22 protein-coding genes and 2 pseudogenes are annotated in these 23631 nt (G+C 40.2%); 5 read left to right on the top strand and 19 right to left on the bottom strand.

What is annotated here, in order from left to right; all coding sequences use genetic code 11:
* Positions 1 to 37 precede the first annotated feature (37 nt).
* Positions 38 to 562, top strand: coding sequence for a DNA topology modulation protein (locus HT696_RS09930; RefSeq protein WP_173217589.1), 525 nt, complete (start codon positions 38 to 40; stop codon positions 560 to 562).
* Between the two features lie 26 nt (positions 563 to 588).
* On the opposite strand, the gene deoD is transcribed toward HT696_RS09930, so the two are convergent.
* From deoD to HT696_RS09860, 14 genes and pseudogenes are all read right to left on the bottom strand, one after another.
* Positions 589 to 1299, bottom strand: coding sequence for a purine-nucleoside phosphorylase (gene deoD / locus HT696_RS09925; RefSeq protein ID WP_173217591.1), 711 nt, complete (start codon positions 1297 to 1299; stop codon positions 589 to 591).
* Positions 1300 to 1861: 562 nt separating this feature from the next.
* Positions 1862 to 3042, bottom strand: a pseudogene (locus HT696_RS09920) (chloride channel protein); the annotation flags it as partial.
* A 14-nt stretch (positions 3043 to 3056) separates the two neighbouring features.
* Positions 3057 to 3302 (bottom strand): annotated as a pseudogene (locus HT696_RS09915) (purine-nucleoside phosphorylase); the annotation flags it as partial.
* 128 nt (positions 3303 to 3430) lie between these two features.
* Positions 3431 to 6178, bottom strand: coding sequence for a thiol-activated cytolysin C-terminal domain-containing protein (locus HT696_RS10875; protein WP_173282931.1), 2748 nt, complete (start codon positions 6176 to 6178; stop codon positions 3431 to 3433).
* Between the two features lie 43 nt (positions 6179 to 6221).
* Complete coding sequence (locus HT696_RS10810; protein WP_240148104.1) at positions 6222 to 6431, bottom strand: hypothetical protein; 210 nt, start codon at positions 6429 to 6431, stop codon at positions 6222 to 6224.
* A 201-nt stretch (positions 6432 to 6632) separates the two neighbouring features.
* Positions 6633 to 7442: a purine-nucleoside phosphorylase gene (locus HT696_RS09900; protein ID WP_138702284.1), complete on the bottom strand. Its 810-nt coding sequence runs from the start codon at positions 7440 to 7442 to the stop codon at positions 6633 to 6635.
* On the bottom strand, positions 7439 to 7999 hold the full coding sequence (locus tag HT696_RS09895; protein WP_173282930.1) for a DUF1697 domain-containing protein: 561 nt from the start codon (positions 7997 to 7999) through the stop codon (positions 7439 to 7441). Before HT696_RS09895 ends, HT696_RS09900 begins: the two co-directional genes overlap by 4 nt.
* Position 8000: 1 nt before the next feature.
* On the bottom strand, positions 8001 to 9212 hold the full coding sequence (locus HT696_RS09890) for a phosphopentomutase (RefSeq protein ID WP_166736655.1): 1212 nt from the start codon (positions 9210 to 9212) through the stop codon (positions 8001 to 8003).
* A 13-nt stretch (positions 9213 to 9225) separates the two neighbouring features.
* On the bottom strand, positions 9226 to 9909 hold the full coding sequence (rpiA, locus tag HT696_RS09885; protein ID WP_166736654.1) for a ribose-5-phosphate isomerase RpiA: 684 nt from the start codon (positions 9907 to 9909) through the stop codon (positions 9226 to 9228).
* Positions 9910 to 10190: 281 nt separating this feature from the next.
* Positions 10191 to 11063, bottom strand: a complete 873-nt coding sequence (locus HT696_RS09880; protein ID WP_173217595.1) for an NAD(P)H-hydrate dehydratase — start codon at positions 11061 to 11063, stop codon at positions 10191 to 10193.
* Positions 11064 to 11076: 13 nt separating this feature from the next.
* Complete coding sequence (locus HT696_RS09875; RefSeq protein WP_173217598.1) at positions 11077 to 11898, bottom strand: phosphate ABC transporter ATPase; 822 nt, start codon at positions 11896 to 11898, stop codon at positions 11077 to 11079.
* Positions 11899 to 12034: 136 nt separating this feature from the next.
* Complete coding sequence (locus HT696_RS09870) at positions 12035 to 12892, bottom strand: bifunctional methylenetetrahydrofolate dehydrogenase/methenyltetrahydrofolate cyclohydrolase (RefSeq protein ID WP_000192089.1); 858 nt, start codon at positions 12890 to 12892, stop codon at positions 12035 to 12037.
* A gap of 158 nt (positions 12893 to 13050) precedes the next feature.
* On the bottom strand, positions 13051 to 13785 hold the full coding sequence (locus HT696_RS09865) for an amino acid ABC transporter ATP-binding protein (protein WP_112443516.1): 735 nt from the start codon (positions 13783 to 13785) through the stop codon (positions 13051 to 13053).
* Positions 13785 to 14468, bottom strand: coding sequence for an amino acid ABC transporter permease (locus HT696_RS09860; protein WP_001011642.1), 684 nt, complete (start codon positions 14466 to 14468; stop codon positions 13785 to 13787). The genes HT696_RS09865 and HT696_RS09860 overlap by 1 nt, the downstream gene beginning before the upstream one ends.
* A gap of 189 nt (positions 14469 to 14657) precedes the next feature.
* Here HT696_RS09860 and HT696_RS09855 point away from each other — a divergent pair, with 189 nt between their 5' ends.
* From HT696_RS09855 to HT696_RS09845, 3 genes are all read left to right on the top strand, one after another.
* On the top strand, positions 14658 to 14888 hold the full coding sequence (locus HT696_RS09855) for a DUF1797 family protein (RefSeq protein ID WP_000443574.1): 231 nt from the start codon (positions 14658 to 14660) through the stop codon (positions 14886 to 14888).
* Positions 14889 to 15116: 228 nt separating this feature from the next.
* Entirely contained in the window at positions 15117 to 17375 is a 2259-nt protein-coding gene (locus HT696_RS09850; RefSeq protein WP_112443515.1) for an ATP-dependent Clp protease ATP-binding subunit, read from the top strand.
* A 130-nt stretch (positions 17376 to 17505) separates the two neighbouring features.
* Positions 17506 to 17958 (top strand): NUDIX hydrolase, encoded by a 453-nt coding sequence (locus HT696_RS09845; RefSeq protein WP_112443514.1) that lies wholly within the window; start codon positions 17506 to 17508, stop codon positions 17956 to 17958.
* Here the strand turns inward: HT696_RS09845 and HT696_RS10805 are convergent.
* On the bottom strand, positions 17955 to 18101 hold the full coding sequence (locus HT696_RS10805; protein WP_000693452.1) for a hypothetical protein: 147 nt from the start codon (positions 18099 to 18101) through the stop codon (positions 17955 to 17957). The two genes, HT696_RS09845 and HT696_RS10805, sit on opposite strands and share 4 nt — an antisense overlap.
* 67 nt (positions 18102 to 18168) lie before the next feature.
* On the opposite strand from HT696_RS10805, the gene HT696_RS09835 reads away from it, so the two are divergent.
* Positions 18169 to 18468, top strand: coding sequence for a DUF1827 family protein (locus HT696_RS09835; RefSeq protein WP_000767194.1), 300 nt, complete (start codon positions 18169 to 18171; stop codon positions 18466 to 18468).
* A 185-nt stretch (positions 18469 to 18653) separates the two neighbouring features.
* On the opposite strand, the gene ezrA is transcribed toward HT696_RS09835, so the two are convergent.
* The 4 genes from ezrA to HT696_RS09815 form a co-directional block, all read right to left on the bottom strand.
* Positions 18654 to 20381: a septation ring formation regulator EzrA gene (gene ezrA, locus HT696_RS09830; protein WP_173217600.1), complete on the bottom strand. Its 1728-nt coding sequence runs from the start codon at positions 20379 to 20381 to the stop codon at positions 18654 to 18656.
* 81 nt (positions 20382 to 20462) lie between these two features.
* A complete protein-coding gene (gene gyrB, locus HT696_RS09825; protein WP_173217602.1) occupies positions 20463 to 22409 on the bottom strand; it encodes a DNA topoisomerase (ATP-hydrolyzing) subunit B in 1947 nt (648 codons plus the stop codon).
* A 14-nt stretch (positions 22410 to 22423) separates the two neighbouring features.
* Positions 22424 to 22987 (bottom strand): HAD family hydrolase, encoded by a 564-nt coding sequence (locus HT696_RS09820; RefSeq protein WP_173217604.1) that lies wholly within the window; start codon positions 22985 to 22987, stop codon positions 22424 to 22426.
* An 84-nt stretch (positions 22988 to 23071) separates the two neighbouring features.
* On the bottom strand, positions 23072 to 23626 hold the full coding sequence (locus HT696_RS09815; RefSeq protein ID WP_112443511.1) for a DJ-1 family glyoxalase III: 555 nt from the start codon (positions 23624 to 23626) through the stop codon (positions 23072 to 23074).
* Positions 23627 to 23631: the final 5 nt, after the last annotated feature.

Below are 23631 nucleotides of genomic sequence, written 5' to 3'. Positions count from 1 at the left end.
GGCTGTTTTTTTGTCTCCAAATAGGAAAGGGTAGAAAATGAAAATCGCAATTATCGGATATTCTGGTGCTGGTAAGTCAACGCTAGCTGAAAAGTTATCTCTCTACTACTCCATCCCAAAACTTCACATGGACACACTCCAATTTCAACCTGGTTGGCAAGACAGTGACCGTGATTGGATGTTAACCGAGATGAAAAATTTTCTCACCAAGCATGAAGCTTGGGTCATCGATGGTAATTATTCTTGGTGTTTCTATGAGGAAAGAATGCAGGAATCTGACCAAATCATCTTTCTCAATTTTTCACCATTTACCTGTCTCTTTCGGGCCTTTAAGCGTTATCTTAAATACCGAGGAAAAGTCAGAGAAAGTATGGCTAAGGGATGCCCCGAGCAATTCAACTGGGAATTTATTCGTTGGATTCTCTGGGATGGGCGGACTAAAGCTCAAAAAGAGAATTACCAAAAACTTTGCCAAGAATACTCACATAAAGTCACTATTCTTCGAAATCAGAAAGAACTAGATCAATTTCTGGATAAGAAAAGGAAGTCCTCCAATTCATAAAGAAGGGCTTCCTTTTTTGGCTATAATTATTCTGCAATCAAGGTTGCCAAACCAACCTTCATCATATCGGTGAAGGTATTTTGGCGTTCTTCTGCAGTTGTGTCTTCGTCTGGATTAACCAAACTATCAGAGATGGTCATGATAGCAAGAGCATCAACATGGTGCTGAGCCGCCAAATAGTAAAGAGCTGCCGCTTCCATTTCCACAGCCTTAACTCCCCATTTACCAAGCTCGATATTCTTTTCAAAGTAGTTTGAGTAAAAGACATCAGATGACAAAACGTTCCCAACGTGGGTTGTCATACCAAGTTCTTTGGCGATATGGTAGGCCTTGTCCAGCAAGTCAAAGCTAGCGATTTGTGGGAAATCATACTGTGGCCAGTCATTACGGACGATGTTTGAATTAGTTGCAGCTGCTTGCGCCAAAACCAATTCACGAACGTGTACATCTTCATTCAAAGAACCCGCAGTTCCAACACGAATCAATTTCTTCACACCGTAGTCAACAATCAACTCACTCGCATAAATCGAAATAGAGGGCATACCCATCCCAGTTCCCATGACAGATACACGGTGACCCTTGTAAGTACCAGTATAACCCAACATGTTACGTACTTCGTTAAAACAAACAGCATCTTCAAGGAAATTCTCCGCAATAAACTTAGCACGAAGAGGATCCCCAGGAAGAAGAATTTTATCAGCAATTTTACCCTGCTGAGCAGCAATATGGATAGACATAGTTAAGATATAAAGGGCGACAGAGAACAAAGTAAAAATAGGAAACTGACGACGCATCGCAGATGCTAGACAGTTTATCTTTTTTACACAGTTCTCCGCCCGTATTCAGTTCAATGAATACAGTTAACCCATCCTTTCTTTATTCTAAAATTTATAATCAGAAAGATACCAAACCCGTCAAAAAGCAAAGGGAAAATAGGAGTTGGGTTCAGTGAGCGATGCTCGTTAGACCAACTATCTTTTTCCCACTGCTTTTAGGGTGGGTTCAATTCCTTTCTTTCTTAATTTTGATGACAAATAGGAGAATAGCACGGGTTCAATTCAAAACCAAACTACCCTCTCTAAGTTTTTAGAAAAGTTCTCCGCTCGTGTTCAAATCAGAACATCTCGCTCTACCTTTCTTTTTTTATATTTCATAGCTAGGAAAAATCGGATTCAATCATGACTCCGATAAGCCTACTTCTTTTTTATTTCAAACAGTTATTGATAAATTGACAATAGTTTTTAATCTTTTAAGATAAATCTTTGATTAGAAGAAACGATCGTTCTCTATCTTATTACTCTATTCTTTATTCTTTGACTTCTGACACAGTATGTTAGCCCAAGAAAAACGGTCTAATATTTTTGCAAATTCATAGGCTAAAACAGCTGTTACTAAGAGATACGGAAGAGAATCTAAAGCTAGCCCAGTGAACCCTATTACTAATCCAGTTGCAGACCAGGGAGCCCTCAAGGTCACAGACAAAAAGCAAACCGATCCCAAAAGCAAAATGCTTGGCTGGTTATCCCCACCTAGAATCATTCCAAAGAGAGCAGCTCCAGCCATCCCCAAGGCAAAAGATGGCGTAAGAGTACCACCATAGGTCCCTGCCCACAGAGTAATAAGAACGACCAGTGCTTTTAGGATAAACAAGAGGAATACTGTTTTACCATTGCTAGCATTCAATACTTCCTGAGCCATCATACGTCCATTTCCAAGTAGATGTGGAAAATAACTTGCCAACCCAGCAAGAAAAAGAAAAGCTGTAGGCAATGTGAGAAGTACTCGTTTATCTTTTATCCTGTTTGAAGACACTTCTTTACTTAAGCAACCAAAAAACCAAGCTAGTGGGGTTAAGAAAAGAAGTAGCAAGGGAATAATCCACATTTCCTTTAATGACCATGCGATGGCTGGAATCTGGTAGAGAGCCTGATCTGAAATAACCAAGCCTGCTGTATAGGTTGAGACATAGGTAGTCAAACCGACTAAGACAACTCGTTTAATAGATAGAGCAATTCCTAGAGTTTCAAAAACAAAGAAGACACTTGTTAATGGAACCTGATAGACAGCTGCTAAACCAGCACCAGCACCACAAGCAAGGAGAAAAATTTGATCCTTCTTAGAGAGAGAGAACATATTTTTCCAATTGGTCCTGCAAATAGAGTCCCAATCTCTCGTGGCGCAGCTTCTTTACCAATAGGTGCTCCCCCTACAACTGCAATAATCTGCCAAATTGAATGAAATAGCTGTTTTAAAAAATGAAGTTTGTATTGTGAAGTCTCATCCTTCATCTGCGCTTTAATGGAAAAAATCTGTGATTTTTTTTGCAAGAAATACCAGACCAAGGATGAGCTGGCACCCACGATTATTAAACTTAATCCTATCCGCGACGAGGAAACTCCATCTGTCAAGAATACAGTTTGATGCTCTGATTGACCAAAAGCTATCTCCTCTATTATCTTTAAAAGATAATGTAGAAAAATACTCCTCAATTCTTTTAACATAGTAATAATTCAGCAAAAACGGCTTTAAGTAAGCCTTTAAAATCACCTTTAACACACTCAGTCACTTCTATAACCTCTTCGTGGTTAATCTCTTCTTTGAAACCAGTAGTATAGTTAGTAATACATAAAATTCCTAGAAGTTTCAAACCCGAGTAGGCTACAACAATAACTTCAGGAGCAGTTGACATTCCGACCACATCTGTTCCAAGCATCTTATAGGTACGAATTTCTGCTCGTGTTCAAATTAGAACACGCGCTCTACCTTTCTGTTTTATTTTTTTCTTTCACAGAGAGCTACCTGAGTTCCGGACAAACTCAGGTAGTTATATTATAAACTAAATTATCTAACTGTCATTGTATCATCAGATTACAAGACATCGTCATCAGAAATCTTAGAATTCAATGTTGTTCCCCAATGGGTAATTTTACGGTGGGGTTGAGCTAAAATTGGTCTATTTTCATAGATTGTTTGCCATCTATTCCAGATAAGACCTGTTCTCTTTTCAATCTTAATTCGCAGATTTCTCATATTTTCTTTGATTGGGAGGTTGAGGACAAAACCTGCAGTCTGGTTGCGACCGTTTCCTTCCCAAGAACGACTACGAACAACTTGGTTTCCATCTTTGTCTACTGTAACTTCTTCCCAAGTTATAGAGTAGCGAGCAATGTAAGCTCCACTATGTTGAATTGTCAATGTTTTATCTTTCACAGGCGTCTGACTGATTGGTTGAACTGGCTTAGAAACTTGTGTCGCTGTCTCACCATTCGTAGCGATAAAGCGGAAAACTTCTACTTCTGCAAGACTGAGGGCTTGATTGTTCTTACGTAGTTGCACACGAACACGGCGTCCCAATTTCCCATTTAATTGAACATCCAAGCTCGTTCCGTCAAGTTTAGAAACATACTGTCTAGCAACTTCTTTCCCTTTTTCATCATATAAAATCACATCAAAGTCTGACAGACGTTTAGAAAGCTCGCCATCCCCACGGTTATGAAGGCGAACAAGTCCTACCTGTTCTGTACGACCTAAATCAACTTCCCACCAAGGCTGGTTTTCAAATTTTGTATGGGTAATTGATTGCTGGCTATAACTACTATTGGTATTGCCATCCAAGGCTCGACTAGCATCTCCACCAAAATCAGTAGAACTTTGCTTAGCTTGTTTTTTCCAAGCGATATTCTCAGCACGATATACTTGGACTTCTGCAAGACTGAGGGCATTATAGCCTTCTAGCTCAATCCGAACATAGCGCGCTTTTTTATGGTTAATCGCAATTTGTGCTGACACATCTTTAAGAGATGTTATTCGTTTTCTCTCAATTTCTTTACCAGAACTGTCTAAAAGAATGACATCAAAGTTTGCCAATCTATCCTGGGCAGTGTCTGTTCGGTTGTAAATATTGATTTGGCGAATGGTTTCTTCTTTAGCCAAATCTACTTGCCACCAAGGCTTGGATTGGAAGTTGGTATGAGTGACAGAATTGTGACCATAGTTACCATCAACTTTGCCATCCACAGCTCTTCTAGCATCTCCTCCGAAAGCTGTCGAACTTTGAGTAACCTGTTTCCCTAAGGCAATATTTTCCATTGGTTCAGCGCTTGGTTGACTAGAAGATTGAGGCAGAGCCTGTTTCTTAAAGAATCGCACTTTATCCAATTTCGGATCACGATAACCATGTTTATCCAAGGTAGCTCGTTTACCAATATTAAAGTTAGGAATATCATTCATTCGACTTTCAAAATAGCCACGAGAACGGTGTTTAAAGCGTGAATTACCTGTAAATGTAACAATATCACGATCATTATGAATCAATGGAGTCACAACATTATCATTATCAACTACATAATGCTTAATTTTTCCACTAACAGCTAATTTACGGCTTTCCAAACCAACATCCCAGAAACCATTCTTAGCATTCCAAACAGTTCTGGAAGTAATCACTTTAGGCGCACTGAAAGTCGTCACTTTCCTCAATACATGGTTATAAAAGTCAGGATATTTTTGGTAAGCTTCAACCGCTGCAATCTGAGCTAGGTAGCCTCCAAGAGAATGACCTGTCATATACAACTTGGTAATACTTTTATCCTTGGCTAATTCCCCAACAACCTTGCGGATATCATCTGCTTGAGCTGGTTTATTTCCACCTAATAAAACCAAATCTGCACTTAAGTCCTTGGCGTCATTAACTCGCGTTCCACGAATAGCCAACATGTGCACCGTTCCATCTTTGAGATAAGGAAGGTCGCTCTTGGTCTCAAATAAGAAAGCATCCAAACCACTATCTGTATGGTAGGCTTTTTTCATTTTCCAGAAAGGAGCCAATTCATTGTGCATGAGTTTGTATTCTTGACGGTCAAGATAGAGACTAGGGAAAGGATTCTTATGATCTAAAATTTTCTCAATATAATCATCGTCTCGATAGGCTAACTCCATAAAGAGAAGAGAATCACGATCTGTGACATACCATTCTTTCTTATTGTCATCTTCTCCATCTGCCAAACCATCCCCATCACTGTCTGCTAGCAAGGGATGACTGTTATATCCTAGATAATCCTTACCATCTTTGTTGTAAACATAAAGTTCATCTTTGTTTTTGATGCCATCTTGGTCATCATCCCCTTCCAAATCAAGAACTTTTTCACCATAGAGAGATTCATCAATCAAATCATTTTCTAAATGCAATTCCCCTTTGGAAATCTTCACCAAATCTTCTGCGGTTAGAGAACGAGTATTTGTTGGTTTTTCTGTCACAACTTCTTCTTTAGTTTCTTCTACAGGAGCATGAACAGGTGAGTCTTGAGCTGGCTCTGTCATCTCTACTTTTGACTCTTCCCTTTTGTTTTCAAGAACTTCACTTGCTTCCGGAAGCGGTTGAGGAGCTAGTCTTGGCTCCTCTCTAAGAGGAGTTTCTAGTTTTGGAGCAACATTTTCCGGCTCTCTCAATTCCTCCTTAGAATCTGGCACTCTTGTTGCCACTTCAGATGTTACATCTTGTTTTACTTCATTGGCTGAAATTCCAGCTGGAGCTAGAAATGCGAAGCCGACTGCAACAGATACAACTCCGATACTTAATTTTTTTATGCCAAAGCGCATAATTCGTTGACCAATTTTCATTATTTCTTATCTTTCTTTTCGTTTATTTATAAGCAGACTCAAACTAAATCTCCTTGTCCCCTATATAAGACAAGGTTGAGAAATTCAGAAAGTAATACTCTTCGAAAATCTCTTCAAACCACGTCAGCGTCGCCTTACCGTAGATATGGTCACTGACTTCGTCAGTCTTATCTACAACCTCAAAACTGTGTTTTGAGCAACCTGCGGCTAACTTCCTAGTTTGCTCTTTGATTTTCATTGAGTATAAATTCATTCTTATCTTTCCTTATCATCCTAGTCTGCTTGGTAGGAAGCTAATGCTAGTATCCTAGAATCTTGTCTTTCACAATGCTAACTGTCAGACTCTTTCAGGTACAAGAGTAGGAAGAACCCCATAGTCTACCTATGTTTCTTCTTTATTCCGAATAGTCAACCATGAAAGGAAAGAGGCATTCCCCCTTTTAAATCTTTTTTCTTACAATTCTGCAAGAATAGCTTTAAGCAAGCCTTTGAAATCACCTTTGACACGTTCGGTTACTTCTACAACTTCTTCGTGATTGAGTTCTTCTTGGAAACCAGCCGCAAAGTTAGTAATACATGAAATTCCTAGAACTTTCAAGCCAGAGTGGGCTGCCACGATCACTTCAGGAACAGTAGACATACCAACTGCATCTGCTCCCAGTGTCTTATAGGCACGAATCTCTGCTGGTGTTTCATAAGTTGGACCAGTTACACCGATATAGACACCTTCATCAAGCTTGATACCCAGTTTTTTAGCTACTTCATGGGCAGTAGCACGGTATTCTGGTGTGTAGGCCTTAGACATATCTGGAAAACGAGGACCAAAGTCATCCAAGTTTTCACCTATCAATGGGTTTTGTCCTGTCATATTGATATGGTCTGAGATAGCCATCAAAGTACCAGGACCAAATCCGATACCACCAGCCGCATTGGTTACAATGACACCTTCACATCCGAGGACTTTCATGACACGAACTGGGAAAGTCACGACTTCCAGAGGATTGCCTTCGTAGAAATGGAAGCGACCTTGAAGAGCCAAGACCTTGCGACCTGCAAGTTCCCCATATACCAATTTACCAGCGTGGCCAACTACTGTTGAACGGCCCCAGTTTGGAATATCAGCATAATCTACTACAACTGGATTTTCGATTTCTTCTGCCAATTCTCCAAGTCCTGACCCAAGGATTAGACCGAACTCAGGCGCTTGGATTCCCTTTTCTTTCAGGAAGGCAGCTGTTTCATTGATTTTATCTAAAAATGTCATTGTGTGTCTCCTTTTTTAGTTTTTAGCATTTGACCGATTTTGTCAAAAGTTTTAGCATTGCGAATGGTAATGTGGCGATAGAAAGGCATCTTGAGCAGATCCTTGTGATAGGCAGTTTTAGAGTAGGTTTCTTCAGAAAATTTCCCCCAGAAAATACCAAGTTTTCCAAAATGAAGAACTTCATCTTCCAGTTTTAAACTGTCTACTTTCTCGATGACTTGATCCACATCCAAACCCTCAGTGTAAAATAGGACGTCTTTTCGTTCCAAGTCTTCGCTCCACCAAGCTGGGAGATTTTCCACTTCTGCTTCATAGTCTTCCTGACTCAGTAAAGAAAAGCTCTGAATAAATGGATAACGGGCTTCAAAGAAAGTCTCTAATTTTTCAATCAATTGGGCTTTTAGCCCTGTCGAAGTAAAGAAAACATTGCCACTGTTGATGTAGCTTTCAACCTTTTCCAGTCCCAAATCTGTCAGTTCTTGACGAAGCTCCGCCATGACGACCTTATTCTTGCCACCAACATTGATGCCTCTCACCAGCAAAGCATAGCGAGTCATCTTATACCAATTTATCTAAGAAACTTTCCCCAATCATAGCAGTTTCCACACCAAAGTTATCGGCAACAGTCGCTGAAATATCTGCGAAATGTCCGACTGGAATGACGCCATTTCCTTTAAAGGCAGGACTGTAAGCCAAAAGTGGGATATATTCGCGAGTGTGGTCTGTTCCTGCGTAAGTTGGGTCGTTCCCGTGATCCGCAGTAATCAAGAGAAGGTCGTTCTCTCTCATGGCTGCGATAATTTCAGGTAAGCGTTCATCAAACTCATGCAAACAATCACGGTAGCCATGAGCATTACGACGGTGGCCATAAAGGGCATCAAAGTCAACCAAGTTTGTGAACGAGAATCCTTTTTCAAACTCAGCAAGGCCCATGGTCTTCAATAGTGTATCAATTCCATGGCTATTTGACTTGTTATGGCCCATGTCGTGGTTGATACCAGCACCGTTAAAGATATCGTTGATTTTACCAACAGCATAAGTATCGATACCAGCTTCATTCAATTTATCCAAAACAGTTGGTGCAAATGGAGATACCGCCAAGTCACGACGGTTTGCAGTACGAGTGAAGTTACCTGGTTCACCTACATAAGGCCGAGCAATGATACGTCCTAGAAGGGCTGGGCGCTCAAGAGTAATTGAACGAGCGTATTCACAGATACGGTACAATTCGTCCAAAGGAATAATATCTTCGTGGGCAGCAATTTGCAAAACAGGGTCAGCTGAAGTATAGATAATCAACTCTCCAGTTTCCATCTGACGTGGTCCAAAATCATCGATAACGGCTGTTCCTGAGTAAGGTTTGTTAGCTTCACGAATGACCTTACGTCCTGAAAATTCTTCGATTTTTGTCAAGATTTCTTCTGGAAATCCGTTCCAGAAAGTATCGAAAGGCTCAGTAATGTTGAGTCCCATGATTTCCCAGTGTCCAGTCATGGTATCCTTACCAAGAGATACTTCTTCCAATTTTGTTGCATATCCAGTTGGATTGCTTTCAGCTGCTACAGTCTTAAGAGGAGTTTTACGAGGAATATTTCCTAGACCGATTTTAGCCATGTTTGGCACATTCAGACCAACTGTTTTTGAAATGTGTCCCAGTGTGTCAGAAGCTCCATCTGGAACCCCTGCATTGACAAAGTTATTAGCATCTGGTGCTGCACCGATTCCTACAGAATCCAGTACCACCAAATGAATACGATTAAATTTAGACATCTTATGCCCCCTTCTATTTTTCTTTTCTTGAGGTTACAATCTGAACCCCATCTCGTCCAGCAACGATGACCTTATCCACCATTTGGTTGAATAAACCGTGTTCTACGACACCAACGACATGGTCCAATTCTTGTCCGAAAGCAATTGGATCTTCGATGACATCCAAGGCAAGATCGATGATAAAATTCTGCATATCGGTCACAAAACGTTGATCGTCTTTTTCACGGAAGCTTGGTTTGTAGCCAGCTCGTTCAAAATGACGAAAGACCTGCTCTGCACCATACTGAACCACTTCTACTGGCAATTTAAAAGCACCTAGTTTTTCGACCAGCTTGCTTTCATCCACCACCCAAATATATTCTTTTGATGGTGTCGCAACAACCTTCTCCATCAGAAGAGCACCACCACCGCCTTTGATTCCGTTAAACTGACTATCAACTTCATCCGCCCCGTCAACCGTCACATCAACCAAGTCTACTTGGTCAATAGACTTGAGCGGGATATTAAGGCCTTCTGCCTGTTTAGTGGTCACACTAGAAGTTGTTACAGCTGTAATCTGCAATCCTTCTTCCTTGATACGACGACCGATTTCTTCGACAAAATAATAGGCAGTCGAGCCTGTTCCAAGTCCAACGACCATTCCATCGCTCACGAACTCAGCAGCCTTGATACCTGCCATTTTCTTCAGATTTTCCACCGATTTACCTCCATCATTCTCAGTTCTTATTCTACTATGAAACCGCTTTTTATTCAAGTAAAAACATCAAATCTACATTTTTCATCAATCTTTCTTTAAAAATATGCATTTTCTTTTTACCAAACGAATAAAAATGAGTTTATCTTTTATGTATTTGATTTGTTCATCTCTTTCCAGTTCCAAAAACAAGACCTTAACTTTGATACGTCTAGTTTAGCATTAAAGCAGGCGCATTTCAAGAATCATAAATCAAGAGAAGGAAGTAGGTTTCTCTGTCTATTTTAAACAAATTTATCTTCGCTTACCCTCTCTTGTTGACAAATAATTTTCATTACTTTAGGAAGACAATTACTAATCTCCGTTGGCAAAACCACATACTGTTCTTGAGCTAGTTCTTGGGCAATAGCTGAATGAAGATGGGTCGCTACTGTCACACGTTCGTAGAGACTGGCCTGTCGGAATTGGCCTGCAAATCCTGCAATCATTCCAGCAAGCGTATCTCCCATTCCCCCAGTCGCCTGATAGGGACCGCCAACCTGTAACTGGTAATAATCAGACTGACCAGCTTGCCAAATACGAGTAGCTGGGCCTTTCTCCACCAAAATTGTTCTTTGAGGGAAGGAAGTTAGGGCACTAGCCGTTGCAGCTTCCTTTTGCTTTTCAATAGCAATACCAGACAGCTTTTCCCATTCTTTTTGGTGGGGAGTTAGGATAAGCTGGTTAGACGGAAACGACAAACTTATCCTAGCAATGATAGTTAAGGCCCCTCCGTCTACAATCAAAATCTGATTCTTTTTTAAGCTAGCAAAGACCTGTTTTACTATATTTTCTCCAAAAGTATCGTCTCGTAAACCAGGCCCCAGCAAGACAACTTCTGCCTTCTCCAATTGCTCTTTTAACAATTGCTGGTCTTGAAGAGAAAAGGCCATAGCCTCAGGTAAATGACTGTGCAAAGCTGGGATATTTTCCCTATCTGTTCCAACAGTCACCAAACCAGCCCCACTTTTAACAGCTGCCAAAGCAGCCATAATGATGGCGCCACCATAAGGATAAGTCCCACCAAGCAACAGCAGACGACCATAGTTTCCTTTATGACTTGTACGAGAACGTTTTATAATGACTTTTTCTAATAATGCTTGCTCAATCACTCTCATCGTTTTTCCTCAACTATCCTTTATCTGATTGTTTTAAAACAACTTGATAGACTTTCTTAGTCCACTCTTCTAAGTCTTCTCCAGCATAGTCAAGATAATGCACCCTATCTTGTATTTTAGTTGGAATAATATTTTCAAATTGGCTCTTATTATGAGTTGGAATAATACAAATATACAACTCACTAAATAAATTCAACATGTCCTTAATTTTTGCAACATGGTAGCCATCAAAAATATAACCAGTAACTTTAATCAAATCTGTATAGATAAAATGAAAACTCACTCCAGGAATAAACTTGTCTTGTAATTCTTTCTCTGAAGGAGCTCGACCTAATAAACGCTCCATCGCTAATCGATAACCAGAACTTGTATTTGACCACCCTAACATGACATAGTCAAAATAATCTATCGGATCCGATGCAGCATTTCTACTATCCAAAACCAACTCCTCAGCATCTCGCCCAAAGGCTTTCACAGCAGATAAGAGCTGACCTGTTTTAAAGATAGAAATCGCTGCATCTATAGTCGTAGTATGACTACAGTAGTCCGAAGTCACTAACCTCTTATGTAGATCATAAGTCGAGGCTACTCTTTTATCTGTAGGGGTAAATGGTGGCAGAAAGGGATGCTGATAGATGTAATCTAAAATTTCTTTTTTTAAACAAAAATCAGCACACTCAATACTTGTTTGACGTTTATGAAGTTTTTCGTAAGCTATAAATTTAGCAATTTTTTCTAATTCCCACTCTTGAATATTTGGATAATCAATTAGTGATAAGTAGTATATTCCATCCCATTGTAAACTATATTCCCCATTATAAATTTTTAAAATCATCTAATCACCTCACTCCATTATACAACAAAAAGGAGGCGCAGACCTCCTTTTATAAACTTATTTCTAAAATTTAATACTCATTTCTGCCATTTCAGATATAGCTATAGAAAATACACTCTCTTCAGCGATTTTTCTCTTATTTTCTATCCAATGTCCGAAGTGCTGCTTGATAAGTTTGCTCCATCAGCATAGTAATGGTCATAGGACCGACACCTCCAGGGACTGGCGTAATATGGCTAGCAAGTGGGGCAACTGCCTCATAATCCACATCCCCACAGAGCTTACCATTTTCATCTCGGTTCATCCCAACGTCAATGACTACCGCACCGGGTTTCACAAAGTCAGCAGTAACAAACTTGGCGCGACCGATTGCTACTACAAGAATATCCGCTTTTGCAGCCACCTTAGCGAGATTATGGGTGCGTGAGTGAGTCAAGGTCACTGTAGCATTCTTTGCCAAAAGAAGCTGGGCCATGGGTTTTCCAACGATATTAGAACGACCGATGACGACCGCATTTTTACCTTCCAAGTCAATCCCATATTCATGAAACATTTCCATAATTCCTGCAGGTGTTGATGGAATCATAACTGGATGTCCAGACCAAAGGCGTCCCATATTTAGAGGATGGAAACCATCCACATCCTTTTCTGGGTCAATAGCCAATAGAACCGCCTCTTCATCGATATGTTTTGGTAATGGCAACTGAACCAAAATCCCATGCCAAGCTGGATCTTGATTGTATTTGGCAATCAAGTCTAACAATTCCTCTTGAGTAATGGTCTCTGGAACTCGCACTACTTCGCTACGGAAACCAGCCGCAAGAGCTGACCTCTCCTTGTTGCGAACGTAGACTTGGCTGGCTGGATTGTCCCCAACCAAAATCACTACCAAACCAGGCACTAGACCTGTTTCTTCCTTTAATTTTGCAGTCTTTTCAGCCAACTGCCCCTGCAATTTGGCAGCTAAAGCTTTCCCATCAATAATCTGTGTCATATCACTTCTCTTTTCTTTTCTTTCAAATATCTTCCATTATACCAAAAACTGCTAGTACCCTCTAACACTTCTTTCCTAGGCAATCCTATAGTTTCAAACTATAAGAAAAAGCTCTGGTTGAGCTTTTCACTAATCTTGTCTTGAAATTTTAAAATAGATTATAAAACCTTACTCAAGAAGTCCTTAGTCCGTTGTTCTTGGGTTTGTTCAAAAATCTGTTCAGGTGTTCCGTCTTCAACAACCACACCGTCTGCCATAAAGATAACACGATCTGCCACCTCGCGGGCAAATCCCATCTCATGTGTTACGATAACCATGGTCATTCCTGACTTGGCAAGGTCTTGCATAACAGCCAATACCTCACCTACCATCTCAGGATCCAAGGCTGAAGTTGGTTCGTCAAAGAGCAAAACATCTGGTTCCATAGCCAAACCACGCGCGATGGCAATCCGTTGTTGCTGACCACCTGACAAACTCTGTGGATAAGCGTCTGCCTTATCTGGCAAACCAACTTTTTCCAAAAGCTCTTGGGCTCTCTTCTCAGCCACTGTCTTGCTCTCACCTTTGGTCTTGATAGGTGACAAGGTGATATTTTCCATCACAGTCATATTAGGAAAGAGATTAAATTGTTGGAAAACCATGCCCATCTTCTCACGCATGGCAAACAGGTCATTCTTCTTGTCCGTAATATCGACTCCCTCAAAGATAACCTTCCCCTTTGTTGCTTCTTCCAACAAATTCATAGAGCGAAGCAAGGTAGATTTCCCGCTCCCCGAAGGACCGATGATAACAACAACTTCTCCTCTTTTAATCTCGAGGTTGATGCCCTTCAATACTTCATTCTTTCCAAAGGATTTATGTAAATTTTCAATTTTTATCAAGGTTTCTGTCATTATTTCTTATCTCCTTGTCCCATACGTTTTTCAAAAGCTTTCAAGGCTACTGTCAAAATAGAAGTCATAATCAAGTAATAAAAGGCTGCAAATAAAAGTGGTGTTAAAGGTAGATAGGTTGTTGTAGAAACTGTTGTAGCACCGTTCCACAACTCCATAACCCCAATAGCTGATAAGAGGGAGCTGTCCTTGATAATGGTGATAAATTCGTTCCCCAATGCTGGCAAAATATTTTTGATTGCTTGTGGCAAAATCACATACCGCATCGCATTTTTAGGACGAATCCCTAGCGAATAAGCCGCTTCTAGCTGACCTTTTGGAACTGCATTGATTCCGGCACGAACAGTCTCAGAAACATAAGCACCACTGTTCATAGAAATAATCAAAATCCCTGGAATCAGACGAGAAAGGTCAACACCCAAAATTCCAACCTGAATAGTCGGAGCATTGATATGCATTAGAGCAAAGGCAATCATAATCTGAACCATCATCGGTGTCCCGCGGAAAATCCAAACGTACAAGTTGGCCAGCCAAACAAGCGGTTTAAACTTTGAACGTTGCCCAAAAGCCAAGACAACACCCAAAATAGTTCCCAAAAAGACAACACAGATAGAAATGAGAACCGTCACAACAGCCCCATAGTTAAAATAAGGTAAATACTTAGGTAAAAAAGAAAAATTCATAGTCACACTGCTTTCTAAAATAGAGTACTGTATGATTATAACATGCATTGAATTAAAATTCAAATCTTTTATCCAATTTATTTAAAAATCTTTAAACTAGCAGAATTAGCGAGAAATCTTAGTTTTTTCTAGTCAAGTTGGCCTCCTTTATGGTAAAATAGTAACGATAAGAAATGAAGGAGAATCAAAATGGAATCACATTTGGTTAGAATCATCAACCGCCTTGAAGCAATGGCAAACGATGGCGGAAATTTAAAACGTAATTTTGAACGCGAAGGAGTTGTTGTTGCAGAAGTTGCATACAGCCACGACGAAGAAAACGGATCAATCTTTACCCTTCGTGATGTAGAAGCTCGCGAAACTTATACTTTTGATAGCATTGACTTAATTGCAATGGAGATTTACGAACTCCTCTACTAATCTAAAGCAAGCTGGGATTGCCCCTGCATGTCTAACCAAAATCCTTTTTGTCTCACAAATAGGATTTTTTTTAGTCCAAATTCACAAAAATTTTCATTGTAACAACTTCTCAAAGCTTCAATCTTTTTACTTGCTTTACACCCCAATCCTGTTATAATGAGAGTATAGGAATTTGACTATTTTTGACCTTTGAACAGGTCAGGCTAAAGAAAGAAATGAGGTAGATGTATGCTTTGTCAAAACTGTAAAATCAACGACTCAACAATTCATCTTTACACCAATCTCAATGGAAAACAAAAACAAATTGACCTCTGTCAAAACTGCTACAAGATTATCAAAACAGATCCTAATAACAGTCTCTTTAAAGGAATGACAGATTTGAACAATCGTGATTTCGATCCTTTTGGTGATTTCTTCAATGATCTAAACAATTTCAGACCTTCTAGCAATACTCCTCCTATTCCCCCAACCCAATCAGGTGGAGGTTACGGTGGAAACGGCGGTTATGGTTCCCAAAATCGTGGATCTGCTCAAACTCCGCCCCCAAGCCAAGAAAAAGGCCTGCTAGAAGAATTTGGTATCAACGTAACTGAGATTGCCCGTCGTGGAGACATTGACCCCGTTATCGGGCGCGACGATGAGATTATCCGTGTCATCGAGATTCTCAATCGTAGAACCAAGAATAATCCTGTCCTTATCGGTGAACCAGGTGTCGGAAAAACGGCCGTTGTCGAAGGTCTAGCTCAGAAAATCGTTGATGGCGATGTTCCACATAAACTCCAAGGCAAACAAGTCATCCGCTTGGATGTGGTTAGCTTGGTTCAAGGAACAGGTATCCGAGGACAATTTGAAGAACGCATGCAAAAACTCATGGAAGAAATTCGCAAACGTGAGGATATTATCCTCTTTATCGATGAAATCCATGAAATTGTCGGTGCAGGTTCTGCGAGCGATGGTAATATGGATGCTGGAAATATCCTCAAGCCAGCCCTTGCTCGTGGAGAACTGCAACTTGTCGGCGCTACTACCCTCAATGAATACCGTATCATTGAAAAGGATGCTGCCTTAGAGCGTCGTATGCAGCCTGTCAAAGTCGATGAACCAACGGTGGACGAAACAATCATTATCCTCAAAGGAATTCAAAAGAAATACGAAGACTATCACCACGTTCAATATACCGATGCTGCAATTGAAGCAGCTGCAACTCTTTCCAATCGTTATATTCAAGACCGCTTCTTACCTGACAAGGCCATTGACCTCCTAGATGAAGCAGGTTCTAAGATGAACTTGACCTTGAATTTTGTGGATCCTAAAGTCATTGATCAGCGCTTGATTGAGGCTGAAAATCTCAAATCTCAAGCTACACGAGAAGAAGATTTTGAGAAGGCTGCCTATTTCCGCGACCAGATTGCCAAGTATAAAGAAATGCAAAAGAAAAAGGTCACAGACCAAGATACTCCTATCATCAGCGAGAAAACTATTGAGCACATTATTGAGCAGAAAACCAATATCCCTGTTGGTGATTTGAAAGAGAAAGAACAATCTCAACTCATCCATCTAGCCGAAGATCTCAAGTCTCATGTTATTGGACAAGATGATGCTGTCGATAAGATTGCCAAGGCTATTCGCCGTAATCGTGTCGGTCTCGGTACACCTAACCGCCCAATCGGAAGCTTCCTCTTCGTCGGACCAACTGGTGTCGGTAAGACAGAACTTTCCAAACAACTAGCTATCGAACTCTTTGGTTCTGCTGACAGTATGATTCGCTTTGATATGAGTGAATACATGGAAAAACATAGTGTGGCTAAGTTGGTCGGCGCTCCTCCAGGTTATGTTGGCTATGATGAGGCTGGTCAATTAACTGAAAAAGTTCGCCGCAATCCATATTCTCTCATCCTTCTCGATGAAGTGGAAAAAGCTCACCCTGATGTTATGCACATGTTCCTCCAGGTCTTGGATGATGGTCGTTTGACAGATGGGCAAGGACGTACCGTCAGCTTTAAGGATGCCATCATCATCATGACTTCAAATGCAGGTACAGGTAAGGCCGAAGCTAGCGTTGGTTTTGGGGCAGCGCGCGAAGGACGTACCAACTCTGTTCTCGGTGAACTCGGCAACTTCTTTAGCCCAGAATTTATGAATCGTTTTGACGGCATCATCGAGTTCAAAGCTCTCAGCAAAGACAACCTCCTTCAAATCGTCGAGCTTATGCTAGCTGATGTTAATAAGCGCCTCTCTAGCAACAATATCCATCTCGATGTGACAGACAAAGTCAAGGAAAAATTGGTTGACCTCGGTTATGATCCAAAAATGGGAGCACGCCCACTTCGCCGGACTATTCAAGACTATATTGAGGACGCAATCACTGACTACTACCTTGAAAATCCAAGCGAAAAAGACCTCAAGGCAGTTATGACCAGCAAGGGCAAGATTCAAATTAAGTCTGCCAAAAAAGCTGAAGTGAAAGCTTCTGAAACAGAAAAATAAATACTATATAAAATAAGTAGAAAATGAAAATTTTCTGCTTCTTTTTTACTAAAATAACTGTAATTTCTTGACAGCTTGCCCTTTGTCCATTATGATAATAATAACGATACTAGATAATGAGGAAAATGCAATGGCAAACCCAACTTTCGGAGAAAAAAAAGCGAATACAGACTATGTTGCACGCTATGGAGTATATGCAGTTATTCCTGACGCTGAACAAAAACAAATAGTTTTAGTTCAAGCTCCTAATGGTGCTTGGTTCTTACCAGGTGGCGAAATTGAAGCAGGGGAAAATCATCAGGAAGCCCTAAAACGTGAATTGATTGAAGAACTTGGATTCACTGCTGAAATTGGTACCTATTACGGACAAGCTGACGAATATTTCTACTCTCGTCACCGTGATACCTACTACTACAATCCTGCCTACCTCTATGAAGCGACTTCTTTCAAAGAAGTGCAAAAGCCACTAGAAGACTTTAATCATATTGCTTGGTTCCCTATTGATGAGGCTATTGAAAATCTTAAACGTGGTAGCCATAAATGGGCCATCCAATCTTGGAAAAAACAGCATAAGATTGGCTAATACTCTTCGAAAATCTCTTCAAACCACGTCAGCGTCGCCTTACCGTAGATATGGTCACTGACTTCGTCAGTCTTATCTACAACCTCAAAACTGTGTTTTGAGCAGCCTACGGCTAGCTTCCTAGTTTGCTCTTTGATTTTCATTGAGTATAAATCAAGCGACTTTATTCAAAAAGTGCTATAATAGAATTAGAAAATCGGAGGAAATATTATGAAGCTTATCAATACGACAAACTCACACTCGCAACTTGTAAAAAGCCAGCTAGAAAGTACAGATGCAACCCTTGTTGAGGTTTACTCAGCAGGAAATACTGATGTTATTTTTACCCAAGCGCCGCTTCACTATGAAATCCTCATCTCAAATAAACACCGTGCTATTCGTGAGCCTGAAATCGAAACCATTCAAGAATTTTTCTTGAAACGTAAAATTGATAAGGACTCTATTGATGAAGCCAATATCAAGACACTCTACTCAGAGAAATTGATTGGAATTTCAATCCCAATCAAGTAAGGAAATTGAGTAAAAACTCGATTTGAGAGAAAGTCCAATAAGTCTTTCCATAATAAAACGCATAGTAGCAAGAGTTTTTACACCCGCTATTATGCGTTTTTATCATTTTGAAATCTTTTGCTCACGATATTACTATAGAAAAAGATTTGATTCTGCTCCTCACACAATCAAATCTTTTTCTTTTATTAAAAACGAATCGTTTCACGTGTTTTCTCATATGAGGTAACAAAGCGGTTGGTTACACCAGGCTCTGCCACTTCCAATGCTTGAGAAATCTTGTCAAATGAAGCGCGATAATCAAATTCTTTTTCAAAAATCTCTAAAGCTTCGTTAAATGCTTCTTGAATGCGTTCATCAAATGAGCGATAGCGGTTAGAATATTGTAAGAGTTGCTCTGTCAAGGTTGCATACTGTACAATATTATAAGTTTCCGTTTCTAAAGCTTCCATATCATTCGTTGCAATTTCAAGAACTCGGGTAACAGATTCAATGTTAATCATTTTCTGTTCTAACTCAACCATTAAATCCTCGGTATTATTGCTTGCCGTAAAGAATAACTTCAAGAAAGTTTGTGGAATACCTGGCAGATTGCGTTTTTCCATGTATCGCTTGATAGTATGGAGACGATTGACATAAACATTGGCCTTTTGACGTGCATTGATATCATCTTTCTCAATTTGTGTCAGGCGCTCACTAACTGAAATTTGCTCATCTTCAATATCTTTTAGTTGAGTTTGTAAATCCTCAAGATTTTCTTCAAGAACTGAATAAGCTTGGGTTGGTTCTTCTTGATTTGAAGTTACCTCAACAATAGCTGCCTCAAAACTCTCTAATTCTGTCTGAATACGACGAACATGGCTTGCAGCTGTCTCAGGAAGTAAATAGGTCTTGCTCAAACGTGCAATATCTTCTCCCAATAAAATATTATTCTCTTTCATATGTTGAAGGTAAGTTGGAAGAGTTGCAAGTAGATTTTCCACTACTTTCTGAGCAGCAATTTCTCGAGTAAAAATATCATACAAGGCATTGATTTCCTCTTGTGCCTGTCCATTCTCATATTCGGCATTATCCAATTCCAACTGACGAATATTCTCTTGGTTTTTCTTGAATGCTTCATAAAGCAAGTGGAAACGTGCTTCAATATCCGTTTCAACAAAATGATAATTAGCATCAATTAGTTTACGATAACCATCTTCTAAATCTTCTAGTTGATCTGGTAGCTCTTTAGATAATGTTGTTACAATTGCTGGTATACGATCAACAATATGTGTCAAAGCCAAGATATGATTTTCAGCATTATCCAAAATCACTGCGGCTTCCACAGGGTCACCCGATGAATTCAAGGTTACAAATTGTGAAAATTCAGATTGGATATTTTCTAATTGTTTTTCAATTTCATCCAAGGCTTGACCATACTGTTCTGAATTTTCAGCAACTCTATGCTGAAGTTCCTCAAATAAATCCAAAGCATGGAGAACACGACCACTATTTTTAGATTCTTGCTTCTCTAAGTCTGCCAAAGCATTGCGAATTTCAGCAATATCTTCTTCAATCAAAGTAATTTGACTCTCAATTTGGTCAATTTGATGACTGGCCTTGAGAAAACGAAATGAATGGTTATAGCCTTCTGCTTCAAAGAGATTATTTTCAATATCGGCAAAAGAGTTGAGAGATAAATCGACCCATTTTTGATTCCATTCACGGAAAGCCACTTGACTTTGTCCAATCAAGTGCATATTTTTTACAGCTTCTACTTCATCATTTACTGGAAGATTGTATAGTTCTTCTTTTCTTTCTTCTAGCGCCTCTAATCTTCCCTCGTTTCGCTTACGTAGAAAGATTGCCACTACATAAGCCAGAACTAAAATGACTGCAATTGCAACCATTAAATAAATTAGTTGTCCATTAGACATATCAAACTCCTTTTTTACTTGAAACAATCGTAATGATTATATCATATTTTTTAGACCAAGGGAACTACTTCTCCCAATTTTTTAGACATCCAACGTGCTATAGACAGCATTTTCTTCGATAAACTCACGACGAGGTTCTACTCGATCCCCCATCAACATATCAAAGATTTTATCTGCTTCTGCAGCATCGTCCACAGAAACTCTGGCCATCAAGCGATGTTCGGGATCCATGGTTGTTTCCCATAATTGGTGATCATCCATTTCACCCAGACCTTTATAACGCTGAATGGTTGGTTTGGCACGTCCTTCACTATGGCGGGCTAAAGCTTCTTGGAGTTTAATTTCTTGATCTGCTCCTGGCTGAATATATTCTTTAATCTCGCTTCCAACCTTGACACCATAGATTGGTGGTTGGGCGATATAAACATAACCAGCTTCTAGGATTGGTTTCATATAACGATAAATCAAGGTCAAAAGAAGGGTACGAATGTGGGCTCCATCGACATCGGCATCGGTCATCAAAACGAGTTTTTGGTAACGGGCTTTCGAAACATCAAATTCTGCCCCAAATCCTGTTCCCATCGCTGTGAAAAGACTACGAATTTCTTCGTTAGCTAGAATCTTATCCATACTTGCCTTTTCAACGTTCAAAATCTTACCGCGGATTGGAAGAATTGCCTGAAATTCACGGTTACGACCCGATTTGGCTGATCCACCAGCTGAGTCTCCTTCGACGATGAAGAGTTCTGTTTCAGCAGGATTGTTAGAAGAACAGTCTGCTAGTTTACCTGGAAGGTTGGAAATTTCCAAACCAGATTTTTTACGGGTGACTTCACGCGCACGCTTGGCAGCTACACGAGCCTTAGCAGCTAAAATCCCTTTTTCCACGATACGTTTGGCAATCTGTGGATTTTCCATGAGGAAATCGGAGAAAGCATCACTGAAGAGGCGATTGGTAATCTTGACCACTTCACTATTTCCCAATTTGGTCTTGGTTTGTCCTTCAAACTGCGGATTTGGGTGTTTAACTGAGATAACTGCAGTCAGGCCTTCACGGACATCTTCCCCTGTTAAGTTGTCTTCATTATCTTTCAGTAACTTATTCTTACGTGCATAATCGTTGATAACACGTGTCAAGGCTGTACGGAAACCTTGTTCATGCGTTCCACCTTCATGGGTATGAATATTATTGGCGAAACTCATGACATTTTCATGGTAACCCGTTGTGTACTGCATGGCTACCTCAACTGTGATATCATCCATCTCACCATCTGTATAGATTGGTGTATCAAAGATAACATCCTTGTTCTCGTTGATATATTCAACGTAACTAGCAATCCCACCTTCATAATGATAGTGCTTGGTTTGTTCCAAACCTTCACGCTTATCTGTGATGGAGATTTGAAGACCGCGATTTAGAAAGGCTAACTCTTGAATCCGTTTATTTAATTTATCAAAATCAAAGGTTGTTGTTTCAGCAAAGATTTCTGGGTCTGGTGTGAAGTGAACCGTTGTTCCAGTTCTATCTGTATCTCCGACTACCTCAAGGTCTGCGACAACATGACCACGACGGTATTCTTGGTAATGAATCTTACCGTTTTTGTGGACATGAACATCTAATTGAGTGGAAAGGGCGTTAACTACTGATGACCCTACTCCGTGAAGACCACCTGAGACCTTATAGCCGCCACCGCCGAATTTTCCTCCAGCATGAAGAACCGTAAAGACTGTCTCAACAGCAGGTCGGCCTGTTTTTTCCTGAATATCGACTGGGATACCACGCCCATCATCGACAACAGTAATCGAATCATCTGGCTCAATAAAGACTTGAATATGACTGGCAAATCCTGCCAGGGCCTCATCAATTGAGTTATCAACAATTTCCCAGACTAGATGGTGAAGACCTTCTTTTGAAGTTGACCCGATATACATCCCTGGACGCATCCGAACAGCCTCTAAGCCCTCTAAAACTTGAATTTGACTGGCATCATAATCCTGTGCCTGCAGATTTTTGATTTCTTCTGTCATCTTATTCCTTTTTCTTACATGTCTAATACTTGTCTTAAATTCACGATACTGGTAAACAAGTGGGTATCCAGTCCTGCAGCTTGACCTGCTTCAATATCAATCGGCCGATCACCAATGACAAGACCAGAGCCAATCTGATATTTTTCTCTTAAATAAATCATAGACTCAGGATTTGGCTTTCTCTTAAAGCCTGAGCTAGAAGTCACTACTTCCGTAAAATAGGTTGCTATAGAAGTTTTTTCTAAAATTTCTAAGAGCTGATTATTTCGATGAGAGACCAAAAAATGACGGCCACCTTGATTTGAAATATCTTCCAATAAGTCAGAAACTCCTTCAAATAAAATCGGGTGTTCTAGCTCTCTGGCTTCATTTTCCTTGTATTTTTCTAAAAAATGCTCTAAGTTGGGAGCGAATGTCTCAATCGCAAAATCAGTAGAAACCTTTAAAGCTTGATAGACACTATCGTGGTCTTGTGTGATGCCATACAGTGCCAATGTTTCAACAAAGGCAGCTGTTGAAGTTTCATAATTATCCAGTAAAGTTCCACCTAAATCCCAGATATAATCGTGATATTTCATACCCTTCATTATAGCATTTTTTTATGAAAAAAGCGATGATTTCCCTGATTTTTCCACATGAAAAACGAGAGAATAACTCCCGTTTTACTGATTTTTACCAAAGACATCTCGATAGAGCATTCCTGTTCGTAAAGTCTCTGCGTCTCCTCCTAATTGCTCCACCAACTCGTAGGCAAAGGCAAGGGCTGTTGATGGACCTCGACTGGTTATCAAATGACCATCTACCACTACTGTTTCCTTGACGTAGTGACCATCAAGGATTTGCTCTTGAACACCGTCATAACAAGTGTACTGCTTGTTTTTCAATAGCCCTGCTTGATTGAGGGCAATTGGCGCCGCACAAATAGCTGCCAGTTTCTTCCCTTCTCGTTCGAAACTTTGCAATTCTTGCATCAAAGCCTGATTATCGCGCAAATGTGCAGAACCAGGCATCCCTCCAGGAAGGACAATCATGTCATAGTCTGATAAATCACCATCAAAGACACGATCTGCTCTTACTTGGATTGCGTGCGAGCCTGTCACTTGCTCTTCAAATCCTACCATATGACAAGTGATATTGGCGCGACGCAAGACATCTACAACTGTCAAGGCTTCAATTTCTTCAAAGCCCTGAGCTAACATAACTGCTACTGTTACCATGATTT

It is taken from the genome of Streptococcus sp. 9903 (assembly GCF_013276625.1).
GTDB lineage: Bacteria > Bacillota > Bacilli > Lactobacillales > Streptococcaceae > Streptococcus.
This window is presented reverse-complemented; position numbering and strand designations above follow the sequence as displayed.

Excerpts from the sequence above, each read along its gene's own strand:
- HT696_RS09815 (WP_112443511.1), bottom strand. The coding sequence starts at position 23,626 with ATGGTAACAGTAGCAGTTATGTTAGCTCAGGGCTTTGAAGAAATTGAA.
- HT696_RS10810 (WP_240148104.1), bottom strand. The coding sequence starts at position 6,431 with ATGAATTTATACTCAATGAAAATCAAAGAGCAAACTAGGAAGTTAGCC.
- deoD (WP_173217591.1), bottom strand. The coding sequence starts at position 1,299 with ATGTCTATCCATATTGCTGCTCAGCAGGGTAAAATTGCTGATAAAATT.
- HT696_RS09855 (WP_000443574.1), top strand. The coding sequence starts at position 14,658 with ATGGAATCACATTTGGTTAGAATCATCAACCGCCTTGAAGCAATGGCA.
- HT696_RS09930 (WP_173217589.1), top strand. The coding sequence starts at position 38 with ATGAAAATCGCAATTATCGGATATTCTGGTGCTGGTAAGTCAACGCTA.
- HT696_RS09870 (WP_000192089.1), bottom strand. The coding sequence starts at position 12,892 with ATGACACAGATTATTGATGGGAAAGCTTTAGCTGCCAAATTGCAGGGG.
- HT696_RS09820 (WP_173217604.1), bottom strand. The coding sequence starts at position 22,987 with ATGAAATATCACGATTATATCTGGGATTTAGGTGGAACTTTACTGGAT.
- HT696_RS09845 (WP_112443514.1), top strand. The coding sequence starts at position 17,506 with ATGGCAAACCCAACTTTCGGAGAAAAAAAAGCGAATACAGACTATGTT.
- HT696_RS09890 (WP_166736655.1), bottom strand. The coding sequence starts at position 9,212 with ATGTCTAAATTTAATCGTATTCATTTGGTGGTACTGGATTCTGTAGGA.
- ezrA (WP_173217600.1), bottom strand. The coding sequence starts at position 20,381 with ATGTCTAATGGACAACTAATTTATTTAATGGTTGCAATTGCAGTCATT.
- gyrB (WP_173217602.1), bottom strand. The coding sequence starts at position 22,409 with ATGACAGAAGAAATCAAAAATCTGCAGGCACAGGATTATGATGCCAGT.
- HT696_RS09850 (WP_112443515.1), top strand. The coding sequence starts at position 15,117 with ATGCTTTGTCAAAACTGTAAAATCAACGACTCAACAATTCATCTTTAC.
- HT696_RS09875 (WP_173217598.1), bottom strand. The coding sequence starts at position 11,898 with ATGATTTTAAAAATTTATAATGGGGAATATAGTTTACAATGGGATGGA.
- HT696_RS09835 (WP_000767194.1), top strand. The coding sequence starts at position 18,169 with ATGAAGCTTATCAATACGACAAACTCACACTCGCAACTTGTAAAAAGC.
- HT696_RS09900 (WP_138702284.1), bottom strand. The coding sequence starts at position 7,442 with ATGACATTTTTAGATAAAATCAATGAAACAGCTGCCTTCCTGAAAGAA.
- HT696_RS09860 (WP_001011642.1), bottom strand. The coding sequence starts at position 14,468 with ATGAATTTTTCTTTTTTACCTAAGTATTTACCTTATTTTAACTATGGG.
- HT696_RS10805 (WP_000693452.1), bottom strand. The coding sequence starts at position 18,101 with ATGAAAATCAAAGAGCAAACTAGGAAGCTAGCCGTAGGCTGCTCAAAA.
- HT696_RS10875 (WP_173282931.1), bottom strand. The coding sequence starts at position 6,178 with ATGAAAATTGGTCAACGAATTATGCGCTTTGGCATAAAAAAATTAAGT.
- HT696_RS09895 (WP_173282930.1), bottom strand. The coding sequence starts at position 7,999 with ATGACTCGCTATGCTTTGCTGGTGAGAGGCATCAATGTTGGTGGCAAG.
- HT696_RS09880 (WP_173217595.1), bottom strand. The coding sequence starts at position 11,063 with ATGAGAGTGATTGAGCAAGCATTATTAGAAAAAGTCATTATAAAACGT.
- HT696_RS09865 (WP_112443516.1), bottom strand. The coding sequence starts at position 13,785 with ATGACAGAAACCTTGATAAAAATTGAAAATTTACATAAATCCTTTGGA.